The sequence below is a fragment of the Desertibacillus haloalkaliphilus genome, assembly GCF_019039105.1.
Lineage (GTDB): Bacteria > Bacillota > Bacilli > Bacillales > KJ1-10-99 > Desertibacillus > Desertibacillus haloalkaliphilus.
Window position 1 is genome coordinate 36,412 of sequence record NZ_JAHPIV010000020.1, and the last position, 18,384, is coordinate 54,795.

General features: G+C 42.3%; 14 protein-coding genes, 1 pseudogene and 1 riboswitch. All 15 genes and pseudogenes read right to left on the bottom strand.

All coding sequences use genetic code 11. The features are described from left to right. Positions 1-358 precede the first annotated feature (358 nt). Positions 359-1,843, bottom strand: a complete 1,485-nt coding sequence (locus tag KH400_RS18920; RefSeq protein WP_217227378.1) for a S41 family peptidase — start codon at positions 1,841-1,843, stop codon at positions 359-361. Positions 1,844-2,010: 167 nt separating this feature from the next. Next, the gene (locus tag KH400_RS18925) at positions 2,011-3,267 is read right to left on the bottom strand and encodes a peptidoglycan DD-metalloendopeptidase family protein (RefSeq protein WP_217227379.1); all 1,257 of its coding nucleotides are present in this window, start codon (positions 3,265-3,267) and stop codon (positions 2,011-2,013) included. A gap of 47 nt (positions 3,268-3,314) precedes the next feature. Next, positions 3,315-4,208, bottom strand: coding sequence for a permease-like cell division protein FtsX (gene ftsX / locus KH400_RS18930; protein WP_217227382.1), 894 nt, complete (start codon positions 4,206-4,208; stop codon positions 3,315-3,317). Then, the gene (gene ftsE, locus KH400_RS18935) at positions 4,198-4,884 is read right to left on the bottom strand and encodes a cell division ATP-binding protein FtsE (RefSeq protein WP_217227384.1); all 687 of its coding nucleotides are present in this window, start codon (positions 4,882-4,884) and stop codon (positions 4,198-4,200) included. The genes ftsX and ftsE overlap by 11 nt, the downstream gene beginning before the upstream one ends. Positions 4,885-5,408: 524 nt before the next feature. Further along, a complete protein-coding gene (locus tag KH400_RS18940; protein WP_217227386.1) occupies positions 5,409-5,801 on the bottom strand; it encodes a c-type cytochrome in 393 nt (130 codons plus the stop codon). A 66-nt stretch (positions 5,802-5,867) separates the two neighbouring features. Continuing rightward, entirely contained in the window at positions 5,868-6,737 is an 870-nt protein-coding gene (locus KH400_RS18945) for a YitT family protein (RefSeq protein WP_217227388.1), read from the bottom strand. A gap of 247 nt (positions 6,738-6,984) precedes the next feature. Next, a protein-coding gene (gene prfB / locus KH400_RS18950; protein ID WP_217227390.1) for a peptide chain release factor 2 occupies positions 6,985-8,089 on the bottom strand; the annotation gives its coding sequence in 2 pieces (ribosomal slippage) (positions 6,985-8,016 and positions 8,018-8,089; 1,104 coding nt in all). Between the two features lie 253 nt (positions 8,090-8,342). Then, on the bottom strand, positions 8,343-10,859 hold the full coding sequence (gene secA / locus KH400_RS18955; protein WP_217227392.1) for a preprotein translocase subunit SecA: 2,517 nt from the start codon (positions 10,857-10,859) through the stop codon (positions 8,343-8,345). A gap of 353 nt (positions 10,860-11,212) precedes the next feature. Further along, positions 11,213-11,761 (bottom strand): ribosome hibernation-promoting factor, HPF/YfiA family, encoded by a 549-nt coding sequence (hpf, locus tag KH400_RS18960; RefSeq protein WP_217227394.1) that lies wholly within the window; start codon positions 11,759-11,761, stop codon positions 11,213-11,215. Between the two features lie 197 nt (positions 11,762-11,958). Beyond that, positions 11,959-12,156 carry a cold shock domain-containing protein gene (locus KH400_RS18965; RefSeq protein WP_217227396.1) on the bottom strand — a complete coding sequence of 66 codons (198 nt, stop codon included), beginning with the start codon at positions 12,154-12,156 and terminating at the stop codon, positions 11,959-11,961. Positions 12,157-12,341: 185 nt separating this feature from the next. Continuing rightward, the gene (locus KH400_RS18970; protein WP_312889276.1) at positions 12,342-13,766 is read right to left on the bottom strand and encodes an NAD-dependent succinate-semialdehyde dehydrogenase; all 1,425 of its coding nucleotides are present in this window, start codon (positions 13,764-13,766) and stop codon (positions 12,342-12,344) included. Positions 13,767-14,653: 887 nt separating this feature from the next. Next, positions 14,654-14,965 (bottom strand): hypothetical protein, encoded by a 312-nt coding sequence (locus KH400_RS18975; RefSeq protein ID WP_217227398.1) that lies wholly within the window; start codon positions 14,963-14,965, stop codon positions 14,654-14,656. Between the two features lie 56 nt (positions 14,966-15,021). Continuing rightward, a riboswitch (cyclic di-GMP riboswitch) is annotated at positions 15,022-15,109 on the bottom strand. Between the two features lie 116 nt (positions 15,110-15,225). After that, positions 15,226-15,579, bottom strand: a complete 354-nt coding sequence (fliT, locus tag KH400_RS18980) for a flagellar protein FliT (protein WP_217227400.1) — start codon at positions 15,577-15,579, stop codon at positions 15,226-15,228. Further along, positions 15,579-15,968, bottom strand: a pseudogene (fliS, locus tag KH400_RS24205) (flagellar export chaperone FliS); the annotation flags it as partial. The gene fliT and the pseudogene fliS, both read right to left, overlap by 1 nt. A gap of 419 nt (positions 15,969-16,387) precedes the next feature. Continuing rightward, positions 16,388-18,184 (bottom strand): flagellar filament capping protein FliD, encoded by a 1,797-nt coding sequence (gene fliD, locus KH400_RS18990; protein ID WP_217227402.1) that lies wholly within the window; start codon positions 18,182-18,184, stop codon positions 16,388-16,390. Positions 18,185-18,384: the final 200 nt, after the last annotated feature.

The window sequence follows — 18,384 nt, forward strand, 5'->3', positions numbered from 1 at the left end:
GGGCACAAACTTGCAGTCTAGACGTACAAAGCGGACCCTCAATACCTTATTTGGTTGATATCGCAGCCATTTCGACCAATGCGGACCGTGAGTCCTCTATTCATCCAAAACCCGACTGTTTCCTCTAGATTTGTGCTAAATAACGAACCATCTGTCCGGTCACTTCCTAAAAACGATGATTTTGTCACAAATAAGGGCCGCTCTGTCCACGACTCCCTAGAATCGCCGGATGCTCCCGAAGGCTACCTTGACCACAACAAAAAAAGCACATTCATAGCCTAGTCCTAAACTATGAATGTACTTCGACAATTCAAGGATTTGTTCCTGCTTTTTGACTTCGTTCTTGCGTGGTCAGTGACTAATCATTAGAGATTTGCTGTAGTAGTAACTCTATCGCTGTATTTAACTGGCGATCATTCGCCTCATCGCGGACTTCTTCAAGAATTTGCTGATGAAGAGCTGATGCCGTTTCAGCACCAATTTTACCAGTCACCTCAAGACCTTGCGTCTCTTGGAAAGCTTTTACCGCAGCTTCGGTTTGTGAACTAAAATAGCCGTCTGTCCGTCCCGGCTCTAATCCAAGACCTTTTAGCATCTCTTGCGCATTGGCAATTTGCTGATTAATCATATCATACTCCAGCATTTCATCATCCTCGACATGAAGAGGTGATAAGTAGAAATATGCTGGTTGCTCAACTTCAATCGTTGGATCAACACCAACTTCATTGATCGAGTTCCCTGCTGATGTCAGCCATTTAAATAATGACAATTTAATTTCACTGCCATCACCTAACTGAATCGCTTGTTGTACCGTCCCTTTTCCAAACGTTGTTTCGCCAACAAGGTCATAACCGCCAGCCTCTTTTAGAGCGCCAGCTAAAATTTCCGATGCAGACGCACTACCACGATCGATCACACCAATAATCGGGTAAGGCTTCGCTTCTTCTAATGAAGAAAGATAGCGAACTCGTTCACCGCTGCGATCTTGAATTTGAACAATCGGTTCATTATTTGGAATCACAAGATTACCAATCTCATCAACACTATTCAAGTAACCACCCGGATTTCCGCGCACATCGATAATCAACCCATCAATGCCTTGTTCCTCCAGTTGGTTCAAACCAGCGGCAAAATCTTTTGACGTATCTTCAGAGAATGACGTTATCTCAATCACACCAACTTTCTGACCTTGATGTTCAATCAGATCGGTGTAGACCGTTTCATAAGGAATTTCATCACGCTCAACGTCAATCTGAATCGGATCATTGACACCCTGACGATCAATCGTTAAATTAACGATACTTCCTTTTTCACCACGGATTTGCAATACTGCTTCGTATAATGACAGTCCTTCAATGCTTTCACCATCGATTTCTAGGATTTGATCATTCGGTTGCAATCCCGCTTTTTCTGCAGGTGAATCACGGAATGGGGCAACAATCGTTACATTGCCATTTGTCATACTAACTTCAGCACCAATTCCTTCAAAATGAGAGTCTAATGATTCCATAAATTGTTGAGCCGTTTCTCTGTCCATATAGACTGAATATGGGTCTTCTAAGGTGCCAAGCATACCCTCAATCGCACCTTCTAACAGCATTTCTTCATCAACTGCTTCAACATACCGCTCATTAATCAATTGATACGCTTTTCCAAACTTAACGAGTGCTTCTTCACTTAGCTCAACTCCCTCACCTGGTGCGGGGAATAGAGGGGCAGAGCCTTCAGCAACAGCATCATCTGGTTGATCAGTAAACACACTCATACCAGCGTACATTCCGCCCGCACCAATGAGCAGTGAGACGATAACAGCGAGCGCTAGTAACTTACCTCTTTCATTCATTTTATCCACCCCATTTTTTTGCAGGAAAAGGCACTACATCCAAAAAGATGCAATGCCTTACAGCTCATGTTTTAGTATATGAGAAGCTTGTACGGAATATGTTTGTTTCTATCTGCTAAAACTGTACCATACGAATACTAGTTTTGCCTAAAGGTATGAATCGATTGTTAGTCTAGATAGTTCCGGGGATCAACAGCATTTGCATCGCCATTCCAAGGGCCTTCATGAACTTCAAAATGGAGGTGTGGCCCTGTTGCTGTTCCTGTTTGCCCCATTCGTCCAATTTGATCACCACGCCCCACGCGATCTCCAGATGATACAGTCAAAGAATCTAAGTGTGCATATAGAGTCGTCAATACTTGTCCATCAATGTTATGAGAGATCATCACTGTATTTCCATAGCCACTCATGTAACGCGACGTAATCACCGTTCCAGATTCAGATGCATAAATCGGTGTCCCAGTTGAATTGGCAATATCCATGCCGCGGTGAAGCCTTTGGCCACCATGGACTGGGTGTACACGCCAACCAAAGTTAGAAGAATTCCTACCTTCTGCCGGTCGAGCAAGCGTTCCATTGCCGATGACTTGGTTAGCCGAACTACTATTATTGGTGTTGTTTTGACGCGCTCGCTCTTGCTGACGTTGACGCTCACGATAAGCCTCTAACTCTTGTTGAATCGCTTGCTCTTGTTGAGCCAGGACACTTTCGGCATCCTCTAACTCACCTAGGTGACCATGTAAGTCATCTTCTTCCTTTTGCAATCGCTCCATCACTCGATCTTTTTGCTGGAGCTGACCTTCTAAATCATCCATTAATTCCTCTAATTGAATGAGGTGACCTTCTAACGTCGCAAGCTCTTCTTCGACTTGCTCTTTCGTTTCCTCAAGCAAATTCTGATCTTCAATGTGAGCCTCTAGAATGTTGCGATCTTGCGTGGCGATCGTCGTTAATGCACCAATTCGGTCAAGAAAATCACCGAAGCTTTGTGCCCCGAGCAACACTTCTAAATAGTTCACGGAACCACCTGTTTGATACATCGAACGCACCCGATCTTTTAAAAGTGTATCACGCTCAGCAATACGCTCTTCTAAAATGGCAATTTGTTCACGCAGCTCTTCAATTCGCTCACGAACTTCCTCAATCTCTTCTTTTTTTTCACGGATGTTTTGATTCGTTTGTGTCATTTGTTCATCAATTTCACGAATCTCTTCTTCAAGCTCTCTCATCTCTTCTTCAAGCTTTTGAATTTCAGCCTCCGTTTGCTCCGCTTCTTGTTGCTTTTGCGACCGTTCACTTTGGACACCTTCTAGCCGCTCTTCTAAGGAACTATTCGCAAATGACCTGTCCCCACCTACACCTGTAAACAAACCGCTAACTCCTAAGCCAAAGGCTAGAAACACGATACCTGCTTTACGCTTCATCCACAAACTTCCCCCTTGCTCTTCCACAATCCATTAAACTATGAAACTTATACTTTTAAGAACTTGCGTACAGACATGACACTTCCCCAAACACCGACAAAAGCACCAATCGCTAGTAAAATTGCAGCGACTTGAAACCCGTACGGATAAACGGGCAACAATTCAAAAAATACTAATTGTAACTGCTCACCAAAACGCTCGTAAATCTGTGTATAACCAATAAACAATACGATAATTGGAATGAGTGCTCCAAACACACCTAAAAGTAAGCCTTCAATGAAAAACGGCCAACGAATAAAACCATTTGTCGCTCCAACGAGCTTCATAATCTGAATTTCACTTTTACGTGCGACAATCGTTAACTTAATCGTATTGGCGATTAAAAACATCGCCGTAAACATTAGACCGACAACGAGCACGAGCCCGACGGTACGCACTAAATCTGTGACCGCAAACAGACGCTCGACAACCCCTTTGCCGTAATCAATCCGATCAATGTAAGGTAAGTCTTGCATTTGTTCAGCGACTTGTTCAGTCAATTGCGGCGTATCAGCTCGAACAATGAATGTATCATTTAATGGGTTCTCCTCACGCAATGACTCAAACGCTTCCCGTTGCTCTCCTAAACTCTCAATTAAATCATCGAGGCCTTCATCTTTATCTAAATAGACAATGCTATCAACATGTTCAATCTTCTCTATCTCTTGATAAAGCTCATCTTGTTGTTCCGACGTTGCTGTTAAATCGATATAAACACGAATTTCAACATCATCCTCAATTGTGGTTGCAATGTTGTTCATATTTAAAATCAATAGTAGAAATACGCCGACGACAAACAGCATGATCGTTACGGCACTGATCGACGCAAACGTCATCCAGCCATTGCGCCCTAGGTTCTTCAACCCTTCTTTTCCGTGGCGACCTAAGGTTCTAAATTTCATACCCGTAGTTCCCCCTTACTTCGTCACGAACAATTCGTCCACTATCAATCGCAATCACACGCTTACGAATCGTATTAACAATATCCTTGTTATGTGTCGCCATCACAATCGTCGTCCCACGATTGTTAATCTCCTCAAGCAAGTCCATAATTTCCCAAGAAGTATCTGGATCAAGGTTCCCTGTCGGCTCATCGGCAATCAAGACACTCGGATTATTGACAATCGCTCTTGCTACCGAAACCCGTTGCTGCTCCCCACCTGATAGCTCGTCAGGTAAGAACCTCGCTTTGTTTTTCAATTTTACAATATCAAGAACCTTCATCACCTTATTTTTAATGGTGGCTGGGTTCTCCTCAATTACCTCAAGCGCAAAAGCGACATTTTCATAGACTGTTAGTTTCGGTAACAGTTTAAAGTCTTGGAAAACAACACCGATCTTACGGCGTAATAGTGGTATTTGCTTTTCTTTTAAATTCGCTAGGTTTGTCCCAGCAATCGAAATCGATCCTTGTGTTGGGCGTTCTTCACGATACATCATTTTAATAAATGTCGATTTCCCGGCACCACTTGGACCTACAACATAAACAAATTCGCCTTTTCCAATGGTGATGTCAATGCCATTAAGGGCTTTCACACCATTCGGATAGGTCTTTCTTACTTCCTTCATATCTATCATGTTCTATCACTTCCTGCATATCCAACATTAAAAAAACATCATACGGCCTAGCCCCGCTCAATCGCTCACATAGACGGACTAGATCATTGTAAAATGATGTAAAACCATCATACTTTATAGCAACCTTTGTCGCTTGATCACGCCTTACCCATTATAACATCATTAGCCTATATTGTTACTTGTCAAAATTATTACATTTTGATTTCAAGGAAGGAGCAGTTTGACATCGTGCGAGCGTGAGGGCGACTTGCTTTGTAATGATCCCGGCTTATGAAGGACATCTCACACTTGATCCTGCACCATTTTGTCCTTCATCCGGGCGTTCATGGACCTACTCCGCTCCCTTCTCTGAAACAACTTCTCCTCCTCAGTGACCTATCCCGCTAACTTCTATCCCAAGGCGGTGCGAGTAAGCGTACATCTCTGACTACTCTTCCTGGTTCGTGCACTCCGCCCCTTCACCATTTATAATCAAAAAAAGAATACCCTCACACTCGAAGGTATTCTTGTCATTTCATATGATATTATTCAGCGTTTGCTGCTAACCAAGCTGCAAGGTTTTCTGCTTCTTCACCTTCAACTAGGCCTGCTGGCATTCCAGGTTGTCCTTCTTGAATCGCGCTAACGATATGGTCGAACTCGCCACCTTGCAGTGTCGCACCAGCGATCTGATCAAACTCGCCACCATGACAGCTTAAGCAGTTTTGTTCATATGTTTCTTGAGCACGTGCTGCGTCGTAAACCACTTCACCTGCACCCGCATCTGCATCACCATCATCTACTGGATCTTCTTGTGGAACCTCCTCTTCAACTGGAGCCTCTTCGTCTGCTGGAGCTTCATCTACTGGATCGTCTGCCCCGCCACAAGCACCAAGAATAAGTGCTGAACCGAAAATTGCTACTAAAAACTTTTTCATCAGGTTGACCTCCCTAATTTTTAGCAAAATTTGTAGGTGTTTCCCTACTCTGCCATTATAACCGATTTATTCTTTTTTGAAACCCTCTCCGAGCACTTCTGTCGCGCTCGTAACAACAACAAATGCATGTGGATCAATGCTTTTGACAATTTGTTTCAATTTTGTGACCTCCGTTTGATTCACCACGCACATGATCACTTTTCGCTCTTCATTCGTATAGCCACCATAGGCAGACAACGTCGTTACACCACGATCAACATCGCGAAGAATCCCTTGGCGCACCTCATCCTGATGGTTAGAAATGATGTAAGCAACTTTTGCATAGCCGACACCCACCTGAACGAGATCAATCGTTTTCCCTGTAACAAACAGAGCAATGAGTGCATATAAGGCGAGCTCTAAATTAAAGACGAGCGCTGACGTTAATACGATCAGCCCATCCATAATAAATACGCATGCGCCTAGTGAAATCCCGGTGTACTTATTGATGATTTGTGCCGCAAGATCTGTCCCCCCAGTCGACGCACTCGCACGAAAGACGATGCCTAGACCCATTCCAACACCTATGCCACCGAATAAAGCCGCAAGTAATGGATCCGTTGTTGCTGGATCAAGGTGTCTCGTTAAAAAGACGACATATGGCAGAAACAGGGTTCCAATCAGCGTTTTCACGCCGTATTTCATACCACCTAATAGTAGGATACCCAAAATAAACAAAGGTATGTTAAAAGCCCACTGTGTATAAGCAGGTTCAATGGCAAAAACGTCATAAACGATCGTACTTAAACCACTGACACCACCAGAGGCAATTCGGTTCGGAAGTAAAAATAAATTAAATGATAACGCCACGATCGCCGAACCTAAAAGAATATACACATACTCAAGCGCTTTTTGCAGGCCTGGGTTCACGGGTTGATTTCTTCTTGCTGATTTCATGTTCGAACACGCTCACTTTTTTAGGAAATTATGACTTAAAAATCTGAACGTAGTATAGCACCGTCACAACAAGGTGTAAACGCGATTCAGGTAACGCTTTAATGAAGAAAACATTACTATTAGTATGGCTCTCTACCCTCCCCATTATTTGTAAAAAAAAGAAGAGGCCTTCCCAAGCCATGGAACGGTCCCCTCAAGACAAAAGCCGAGGTGAGCCACTCTATAGTGAGACAACCCCTATCATCATTTACTTATCAATTTGTGAGCGCAAGTAGGAATCGATAAATCCGCCGATTTCACCGTCCATCACTGCATTCGTATTTCCAACTTCATGGTTTGTACGGTGGTCTTTTACCATGCTATATGGGTGGAACACATACGAACGAATTTGACTCCCCCAACCAATGTCCTTCTGCTCACCGCGAATCTCTGCAAGCTCGCGCTGTTGCTCCTCAATTTTAAGCTGATAGAGCTTCGCTTTTAGCATTTTCATCGCTTGTTCACGGTTTTTAATTTGCGAACGTTCACTTTGACATGTCACGACCGTGTTTGTCGGCATATGTGTGATACGCACAGCTGAGTCTGTCGTATTGACATGCTGTCCACCTGCTCCACTAGCACGATACGTATCAATTTTTAAATCTTCCGTTGAAATATCGATTTCAACATCATCGTCAAGCTCTGGCATCACTTCACATGATACAAATGATGTGTGACGACGTCCTGATGAGTCAAACGGCGAAATTCTTACAAGGCGGTGAACACCTTTTTCTGCTTTCAAATAACCATAGGCATTGTGACCTTTGATGAGGAGCGTCACACTTTTCACACCAGCTTCATCGCCTGGTAAGTAGTCCATCGTCTCAACCTTAAAACCTTTGCTCTCTGCCCAGCGCGTGTACATCCGTAAGAGCATGGACGCCCAGTCTTGTGATTCAGTCCCACCTGCACCAGGGTGAAGCTCTAGAATCGCATTGTTTTTATCATAAGGCTCTGAGAGGAGCAGTTGTAATTCGTATTCATTGGTTTGGTCGATAAGAGATTTAATGCCGTCCTCTAATTCGGCATATAAATCTTCATCACCTTCTTCTTTAACGAGTTCATAGGATACTTCAAGATCGTCATAGAGTCCTTCGATCTTTTTAAATGTATTTACTTGTTCTTTAAGTGCATTTGATTCGTTAATGACTTTTTGAGCTCCGTTTTGATCATTCCAAAAGTCAGGGTCTGTCATCTTTTCTTCGAGTTCAGCGATACGTTCCTCTTTTTCTTCGAGGTCAAAGAGACCCCCTAAAGTCCGCTAATCGTTTAGCCATTGTTGTAAGTTCTTGTTTCACTTCTACTAAGTCCATACTTTCACCTCAGGTTAGTTTTCAATTACATTTAATTGGTACTTATGTTTGTATAGAACTGTCGGTCAACCCTTGCCGTGGCTATGACTTCGAGGTTTTAAAAGAGCGAACTTCAGGCTCTTTACAACCTCTTCGTCATTCCCACTACGTCTCCTAATGTCGACGCAAACGGTTAACACCGTTTGGGGATTCACCTGGGTGCCTGGCACCGCTTTTTAGTGCCAGGCACCTACTTAATTCACAATTGCCCCTCTTACGCTCCGCAGCACTGCTTATGCTTTTTACCGCTGCCGCATGGGCATGGGTCGTTGCGTTTGATTGTGCTTGCTTTTCTGACGGGTTGCTTTTTCTTTTTCTCTTGCTGTTGGTTTGAGCCGGCGTGCACGGCTTTTCCTTCAGCAACTTTTTCACGCTCGAGGTTGCTTTCCACTTGTGCTTTCATAATGTACATCGCAACTTCTTCCTCGATCGAGGCAACCATCGCTTCAAACATTTCAAAGCCTTCGAATTTGTATTCACGCAATGGATCGTTTTGACCGTATGCACGTAGATGGATCCCTTGACGAAGTTGGTCCATTTGATCAATATGGTTCATCCACTTGCGGTCTACCGAACGAAGCATGATAACTTTTTCAAATTCACGCATGCGCTCAGGCGTAAACTCTTGCTCTTTTTGATCATAATTCGCTTTAATTTTTTCCCAGATGACTTCAATGATCTCTTCTGGTTCTTTACCCCAAATGTCTTTTTCCGTCAGGTCACCTTCATTTAAGACTGTGCCTTTCATGTAGTTGACAATCGCAGCGATATCCCAATCCTCTGGCACTTCTTCTGCTGGTGTATGAGCATGAACATTGCGCTCAACCACCGACTTGATCATATTCTCGACAATTTCACGGAGATTTTCAGACTCAAGCACTTCCATACGTTGCTTATAAATAATCTCACGTTGCTCACGCATAACGTCATCATATTGAAGGACTTGTTTACGAGCATCAAAGTTATTCCCTTCCACTCGCTTTTGCGCCGTTTCAACTGCACGTGTGACAAGCTTACTTTCGATCGGTTGGTCCTCTTCCATCCCAAGTTTCTCCATCATCGAACGCATGTTATCGGAACCGAAACGACGCATTAACTCGTCTTCCATTGATAAATAAAATTGAGACACACCTGGGTCACCTTGACGCCCGGCACGACCGCGAAGCTGGTTATCGATACGACGACTTTCATGGCGCTCGGTCCCGAGGACGAACAAACCACCAAGTTCAATCACACCTTCACCGAGCTTGATATCCGTACCACGGCCCGCCATGTTTGTTGCAATCGTCACCGCGCCTTTTTGACCTGCATTTTCAATGATTTCCGCTTCTTTCTCATGGTTTTTCGCATTTAATACATGGTGTGGGACGCGACGTTTTTTCAACAAGCCGGAAACCAACTCAGATGTTTCAACACTCACCGTACCGACAAGCACAGGTTGTCCTTTTTTATGGAGTTCCTCAATTTCATCAACAACGGCATTGAACTTCGCCTTCATCGTTTTGTAAATCAAGTCAGGACGATCTTCACGGGCAATTGGTTTATTTGTCGGAATCGACATGACGTTCATGCCATAAATGTTACGAAACTCTTCTTCCTCCGTTTTTGCCGTACCCGTCATCCCCGCCAACGTCTCATACTTACGGAAGTAGTTTTGGAACGTAATGGACGCAAGTGTCATACTCTCACGTTGAATTTGTAAGCCTTCCTTCGCTTCAATCGCTTGGTGAAGACCATCACTGTAGCGACGACCTTTCATTAAGCGGCCCGTAAACGAGTCAACGATAACGATTTCGCCATCTTCAACGACATAATCGGTATCACGGTGCATCGTCACATGCGCTTTTAGTGCCTGATTAATGTGATGGATAAGCTGAACGTGGCGCTGATCGAATAGATTCTCAATGTTAAAGCCACGCTCCGCTTTATTAACCCCTTCTTCTGTTAACTGCACATTTTTCGTTTTCTCATCATACGTATAATGCTCTTCATTTTTTAACGTGCGTACAAACGCATTCGCTTGTAAGTAAAGCTGGGTGGAGCGTTCAACCGAGCCAGAAATGATCAGCGGCGTACGCGCTTCATCAATTAAAATTGAGTCAACCTCATCGACTAACGCAAAGTAAAGCTCACGTTGCACCATTTGCTCTTTATAAAGAACCATGTTGTCACGCAAATAGTCGAAGCCGAACTCATTGTTTGTCCCATATGTAATGTCGGCTTCATAGGCTGCTTTCTTCTCTTCTTTAGAGAGTCCGCTTTCATTTAGGCCAACTGTTAAGCCTAAAAACGTGTAAAGCTCACCCATCATCTCACTATCACGACGGGCTAAGTAGTCATTGACCGTGACGACGTGAACACCTTTTCCTGTGAGCGCATTTAAATAGACAGGCATTGTTGCAACTAATGTTTTCCCTTCCCCTGTCTTCATCTCCGAAATATTCCCTTGGTGGAGCGCAATCGCACCTAACAGCTGCACAGGATATGGTGTCATCTGTAAGATACGCGTTGAGCCTTCGCGAACGACAGCATACGCTTCAGGCAAAATGTTATCCAACGATTCACCATCTTGAATACGCTTTTTGAACTCCTCTGTTTTTTGCCGTAAACCATCATCAGAGAGTTTCTTCATTTCGTCGCTTAACGCTTCAATTTGATCCACTTTCTTTTGCATCTTTTTCAAATCACGCTGACTTGGATCACCGATGACTTTTTTCAATAATCCTAACATTCATCTATCGTCCTCTCTTGTTTACATTTGCTATACCCGTTCTTTACGTAATGAAATTTACACTTAAACCTAATTTTAACAGGTTGCCACAACTGATACAAGGAAGCTTATTGACAGATTACGAACGATACTGTCGAGTGATGTATAAGCGAAAAAAGAGCAAAAAAAAAAAACGAGGCGATCGCCCGTTCATGTTTTCGTTAATCCTTCTATAGCTGTTTCTATCTTATACACACGCTTGTTCACCTTTATTCTATGTCTAAAATTAGTCTTTCCCAAAATGATATAGTCTAAAACGAGCATTTTTCTAATTAAAAAGAGCACAGCGTACGCTGTGCTCTTCAATCAACATCTTAAGCTTCAGGTTCGATTAAACCGTACTTGCCATCTTTTCTGCGGTAAACGACACTTGTATCACCGTTTTCAGCATTTGAGAAGACGAAGAAGTTGTGCCCGAGCATGTCCATTTGGAGGATTGCTTCCTCAGCATCCATTGGCTTTAAGTTGAAACGCTTCGTACGCACCACTTCAATTTCATCATCATCTTCTTGTACCTCTGTTGGTTCAAGGTCATTTTTAAACATATATTTTAGACTGCCTTCTTGGCGGAATTTTCGATTTACCTTTGTTTTATGCTTACGAATTTGTCGCTCAAGCTTCTCAACCACAAGATCAATCGCAGCATACATATCTGCATGTATTTCCTCAGCACGTAGCAATAATTGCGGTAACGGGATCGTTACTTCAATCGCCTGCTGGTTATTTAACACTTGCATATTTACATGTACGTCAGCTATTGGTGTTGTATCAAAATAACGCTCAAGCTTCCCCACTTTTTTCTCTACATAACCTCTTAAAGCTGGAGTTATGTCTAAGTTCTCACCACGAATGTTATAGTTCATAATCAAAACTCCTCCTTTCATAATATATATATTCTACATACCCACTCCTTACCCCTTTTAAAACAGAGATAAAACATTGTCCAATTTGTGAATTCAGCCCCGTGATTTCAGTCTTTGCGCACTGCAAAAAACCACCCCAACGAGTGAGGTGGTTGTATGTGCGCTATTATTCAAATCCTTCAAATTAGGAATGTGAATTAAAGCTTGTTTACGTTTGCTGCTTGTGGTCCACGAGCACCTTCAACAATTTCAAATTCTACTTCTTGACCTTCGTCAAGTGATTTGAACCCTTCAGCATTGATTGCTGAGAAGTGTACAAATACGTCATCTCCGTCTTCACGCTCGATGAATCCAAAACCTTTTTCTGCATTAAACCATTTTACTTTACCTTGCATTCTTTCACATTCCCTTCGTAAATAAAAATCGTTGTGGAAGAATTTCCACACTTTTACTATAGCAAATCCATATCCTTCCGTCAAATCATTTTAAAGGCAATCTTTTGACAAATTTTTTATTGGTAGCGTTACCATTGCCTTAACAAGCGCACCGAAACGTTCTTCCAATTTTATACAATTTGTATTCAGAGACCAATTGACACGTACTTCGTCTCAAGGAATGGCTCAATTCCGTGATGACCACCTTCACGCTCCAAACCACTCTCTTTCATTCCGCCAAACGGGGCTTGAGCGACAGAAGGTAATCCATCATTCCAGCCGACGATGCCATAGTCTAATGCTTCAACGACTTTCATTCCTCGTGACAGTCCCTCACTATATACATAAGCCGCTAAACCGTATGGTGTTTGGTTCGCTAATTGCACCGCTTCCTCATCGGATTGAATCAGTTGAATCGGTGCAACCGGGCCAAACGTTTCCTCGTTCATAATCAGCATCGAATCTCTCACATCTTTTAGAATGGTTGGTTTATAAAAATAAGCACCTTCCTGCTCAAAACCTGATCCACCAGTCACAAGTTTCGCTCCTTGCTTCAGTGCATCTTGGACATGGCGATCAACCTTTTCGTAAGCCGATTGGTTAATAAGCGGACCAATATGAACGTTGTCATTGCTACCATCACCGACGATGAGCTTATCGACTTCCTGGTTGAATTTCTCGATGAACGCGTCATAAATCTTCGGCTGAATGTATATACGATTGGCACAAACGCACGTCTGACCAGCATTGCGGAATTTCGAAGCGACAACACCTTGAACCGCTTTATCAACATCCGCATCATCTAAAATGATAAATGGCGCATGACCGCCTAATTCAAGTGATAGCTTCTTGACATTATCAGCTGCTTGGCGCATTAACAGCTTACCCACTTCGGTCGAGCCCGTAAACGTCACCTTTTTGACAATCGGATTTTCCATGAGCTCTGTCCCAATCACATCCGGGGCACCGGTGACGATGTTAAAGACCCCTTTTGGGAAACCAGCTTCCTCTACTAGCTCTGCAATGCGAAGTGCCGTTAACGGCGTATCTTCTGCAGGTTTTAAGACAACCGTACATCCTGCCGCAAGCGCTGGTGCGACTTTTCGCGTAATCATCGCCGCTGGGAAGTTCCATGGCGTAATGGCCGCGACGACACCGACGGGCTGTTTCCAGACGTGCAAGCGCTTATTGTCATGACTTGCTGGAATCGTCTCCCCATAAACGCGCTTTCCTTCTTCTGCATACCACTCAATAAATGACGCCCCATAACCGACTTCCCCAGCAGCTTCTTGTTTTGGCTTCCCCATCTCTTTTGTAATCAACTCCGCCAGTTCATCGCTATGATTCACGACAAGCTCGTACAGTTTCTTTAAGTAACTCGCCCGTTCATTTGCCGTTTTTTTCGACCAACCTTTAAATGCTTCATTGGCAGCTGCGATTGCTTGCTTTGTTTCACTTTTGCCACCATTCGGTACAGATCCGATGACCTCTCCAGTCGCTGGGTTCGTTACTTTGATACGGTCTAAATCCGCTCCAATCCATTCCCCATTGCAATACATATTTTTATCAATCAATGTCCTCCATCCCTTCTTTTAAAAATTGATAGCCATAAGATCAAGTTCAATTAATGTTTTTCAATGGCTACACTCGCTGCGTGCTTGCTAGCGAAAAACACTCCTAACAAGCTTTTAAAAAGCTGCAGCGATTCCGCTCATTGCTTCAATGTCTGTTCAAACGAGAAAACATCCTTTTTGAACAGACTCTATAAGAAACTATTCCCGACTCTCGTCCCGAATTCCTCTTCATAGTGTCAATGAAACTACAAAATTGAGTATCACTTGAACACCAAAGTAGTTAACACTTAAAAAACGTTATTAACTGAGTTATGTAGTTAATTTGGACTATTAACCCTCTCTGTTTTATGTGTCTTTTTTACTAAAAATTAGTTGATTTATTTTGAAGATTCACTTAAAATAAAGACAGTTCACAACCTGACGCTTCTTGTCGGATAAAGAGATGTGAACATCCCCCGTATACAGCCTCCATATGTTTACATACTCCCCTTTACTAACGCTGTATACATTCAAGTTGCATGTTCGATTAGAAGTTAGAAGAGTTTTATCCCTCCTGCAACTACAATGACTAATCCTGTAACTTGTTGAAGCGGTTCATTTGTAACGGACGAAACTTAGATAGGTCAGATACTCCCTGTTTATGACTACATAATGAACCTACTAGCCAAATCCAATACAACTGAGTCGTTTTTTTGTTGTAAAAAAGTAAAAAAAATAGACCACATTGGGTCAATGTTTGTCTGCTATGATTCCATTTGCTCCCCGTGGATACTTTCCCCATTTCCATTACGCCCTAACCGCTTCTATTAATCATGGTTAACTACGATAAACGTCCTACGATCATTGAATTTGATCGTAGGACGTTTATCAATTTTATCTGCCGACTATAATTGTTGTTTTACATTTTCTAGGCGTTCAACTGCCGTTTCATACTTCATATCAATATGGGTGACGAGATTAAATATCATATGTTGGCTTGAGTCACTTCTCATATAATAAAACACGGTTGGCTTTTCATGCTTAAGAACCGCCATTAATTCTGCGGTAGGTAGTGTCACTTTTTTCGGTTTAATCCGCAAAAAATAGACGACGAAATTTTTGAATTTTGGCACTGAGGTACGATTATCTGGAAGATCGTTAATTAACGTTTCAAATTTATCTAATGCATGTTTTAACTCTAAGTCTGATTGGTTCAATTCTCTCGACTCCTTCTATTGCTATCTTACTTTCACTAAAGGAGTTGTCGTTTCTGCTTGGCAGCTGGCTAACATTGGCTTCACTCGCCTTTAGTTCCTTTAGCTTTGCGTCCTTACCTTTCAATAAGTTTGCCTTTTTCGGTTATTGTAGAATTATATCGAAAGTTGTCGGATGAGTAAATATCTATTCTTATAAAATAAAAAAAGGATAGGGGGGGCTGATATAAGCTCCTCCCTATCCTTCCCGAGTTACTCTTCTACTATTTCTTTTTATCAAAAAACACACCATCAGCGGTCGGTCCATCGTACGGATTTTCATATTTCATGCCGGTTTTCTTTTTCTGTTTCAATCCGTTGATATCGGTCTGAATTTGCTGTTTCAGCTGCGCAAGTCTCGTATTAATGCGCTTATTCAACTTGATAATTTCAGCCCCAAGCTTTTTCTCCGCTTCTGTGTAATCACCAGGTAACTCCTTCATTAGCTCTTCACGCTTATCGAGAAAGTCATCGACCTTTTCGATATAAGACTCGCGCGCCTCTTCATCAGGGAACGGTTGCTGCAAGTGATCATAAAATTGCTTGGAAACGATGTAGAGCTTCTTGACGGCAGACACTACGCTTGCTCCCCAGCACCGTGACGGTTTTGACGATCGATTTTAATGACTTCTTTCCACGTATCACGGAATTGCTCAACAAAAGTTTCAGCCTGCGAAAGCGCCTCAAGGTCATTTTTCACATTCGCTTCAACGAGTTGATTTAAAATGAAGTCATACATCCGCAGCATATTTTGAGCGACTTCTGTATCGGTTTTTAACGTAATCATCAACTCACGAATGATGTTTTGTGCTTTTGTTAAATTCGTGTTACGCGCTTCAATGTCATTTTCGTTGATCGCTGTTTTCGCTTGGCGAATAAACTTCAAACAACCATTATAAAGCTTCAACGTCAACTCCCCAGGCGAAACGGTGTTCATCGCTTTTTGCTGATAACTTGCGTATGGGTTTGCATTTGCTTGCTTCGTCGTGCTTGCCGTTTGCCCAACTTGGGTTTGTTGTTGTGCTGCTGGGCGCGTTGCTTGTTGCGACGATGTTGCGCTCGTTTGTGGTGTTGCTGTCGGTTGCTGCGGTCTTGCTACCGGCTGTGCCTGACTTGTGGCACCATCTTTTTTTGGGGCATTGGGTTTCATTTGCTTCCGATATGCCTCATACGGATTATTCATTGCCAATTGTGACACCCTTTCTATAAAACGATTTATCTATCGAATGACCTCTACGATCTATTATAGAGCTTGTTTAAAAAGTGTTTGCAATGGCTCCACTCATTGCCTCAAGTCTGTTCAAACGGGGGGAAAACACCCCTTTTTGAACAGACTCTTATAATGAAAACTTTTATTGTTACATGTAACATTCGTGTGAAACGAGCCTACCACATACCGTTCCCCATAAACGAGAACAGCTGATCCGCTTGTGCATTGGCACGTTGCATCGCTCGTTCCATCGCCGTAAATTGATTCCAATAACGCTCTTCGATTTGTTGTAAGCGTCGCTCGAAGTTGGAAATGCGGTCTTCTACTGAATTAATTTCACGTCCAATGGTAAACTGGTGATTGCCTCGACTATCATTCCCTGCTCGACTCTCTACGCTTCTAATTGTACTCGAAATGGTAGACCGTAAGCGACGTGCAATTCCTTTTTCACTATTTTCATTACCATTTGCCATGAACAGTTGATAGACCGAGTCAGGATCTTCTTCAAGAGCTGAACGTAATTTATTTTCATCAATTTCTAACATACCATTTTGACGGTAATCACTAGATGGGGAGATACCAATCTTCGATAAAAGGTTAAAATCTCCGTTGATCCCTTCACCACTCACCGTGTTGTAAACATCCATCCGAAACTGATTCAAGCCATTTCTTAACAGAGGATCGTTACGTAAAAGCCCACTTTGAGCCTTCTCTTCCCATAGCTCAACTTCGCGATCGGACATTGCACGTTTTTCTTCTTCAGATAACGGATGATAATCCCGATGGCGTGGTTCACGGGTCTTTTCATTGATTGCAAGAATGAGCTCATTATATTGGTTTACAAACTCTGTGATCGAGTCGACCACTTTATCCGTTTCATTCACTGCATTTAAGGTTACTGATCCATTTTCAAACGTATCCTTTAACGTAAATGTTACCCCATCAATTGTAAACGTATTAGATGAGCGTTCAGTTTCCAGCCCATTAATTGTAAACTTAGCATTTTGACCTTCATTTTCATTGACTTCATCAAAATTTAGAACATCTCTGAAGAAGTTATTTTCACCAACAAATTCAATACTAGCACCTACGCCGGCTTCTGTACGATTTAAAACGACTTTATCATTATGTTCGTCATAAAAAGCACTTACATCAGCAGAAGAGTTATTAATACGATTTAACATCTGATTTAACGATTGTGTCCCATCAAATGTAAAGTCTACAACCTCGCCCTCAAAGTCAGTGATTCCTAATTCAAGATAATTATAGTCATAATTTGCTTCGATGGTACTTCCCTTCTCTAATGGATCGCCACCAAAAATAAGTTCTCCAGTGTCAATGTTGACAAAAACCTCATTATCGCCAATATTTTCCCGATCATAGGTTATGTTGTAATTTGCTACCTCACCAGGCTCTCCATCTACACCCGGTTTTGTCACAGAAATAACATCGTTTGTAGATAGTGTTGTAGAATCAATCGCACCTTTTGATAAACGGAAAGTATTTCCATCCCTAGAAACATTAATTTCATCTTGTTGAGTATCTTGTTGCCAAGTGATCTGATTTTGAAACTTATCTCTTTGACTCCATATACTTTTCGACGGATCAATTTTATTATTTTCGTCAGCAGAAATTGCTGCCTCACTTATGTTCGATGCACTTGTGGCCAAACGATCTACACTAGTAATCGTATAAGATGTACCTCCCGCTGAAGCAGTCGCTGTAGCTGATACTTTAGAAGTATCTGAGCTCATAACTGTCTTTGGCATAAATGTACTTCTCATAAACATGTTATTAAAAATAAAATCATCAAATTTCTTCAACAATCGATTCATTTCTCGATAGTCATCACGTTTCCACTCTAACGTTTGACGTTGTTGTGTTAATTTATCTAATGGCATCCGCTCTGCGCGCATTAAATCATCAATGATTTGCTGCGTATCCATTCCTGTCGCAAGCCCTCCAATTCTCATGCCACCCCACCTTACCTTTCCGATATACTGTTGTCAGATTAAATTTTGTATGTATTCTATATATCGGCAGGTGTGATCACTTTTTTAATAGAAAAATGAGGCTAGGACAAAAGGTTGTTTTTTCCTTTTGAACTGCCCCCTGTCAAGTAGACAGTGGAAATAATAAAAATGACCTAAGCGGCTTTAGCTCTATATTCTAT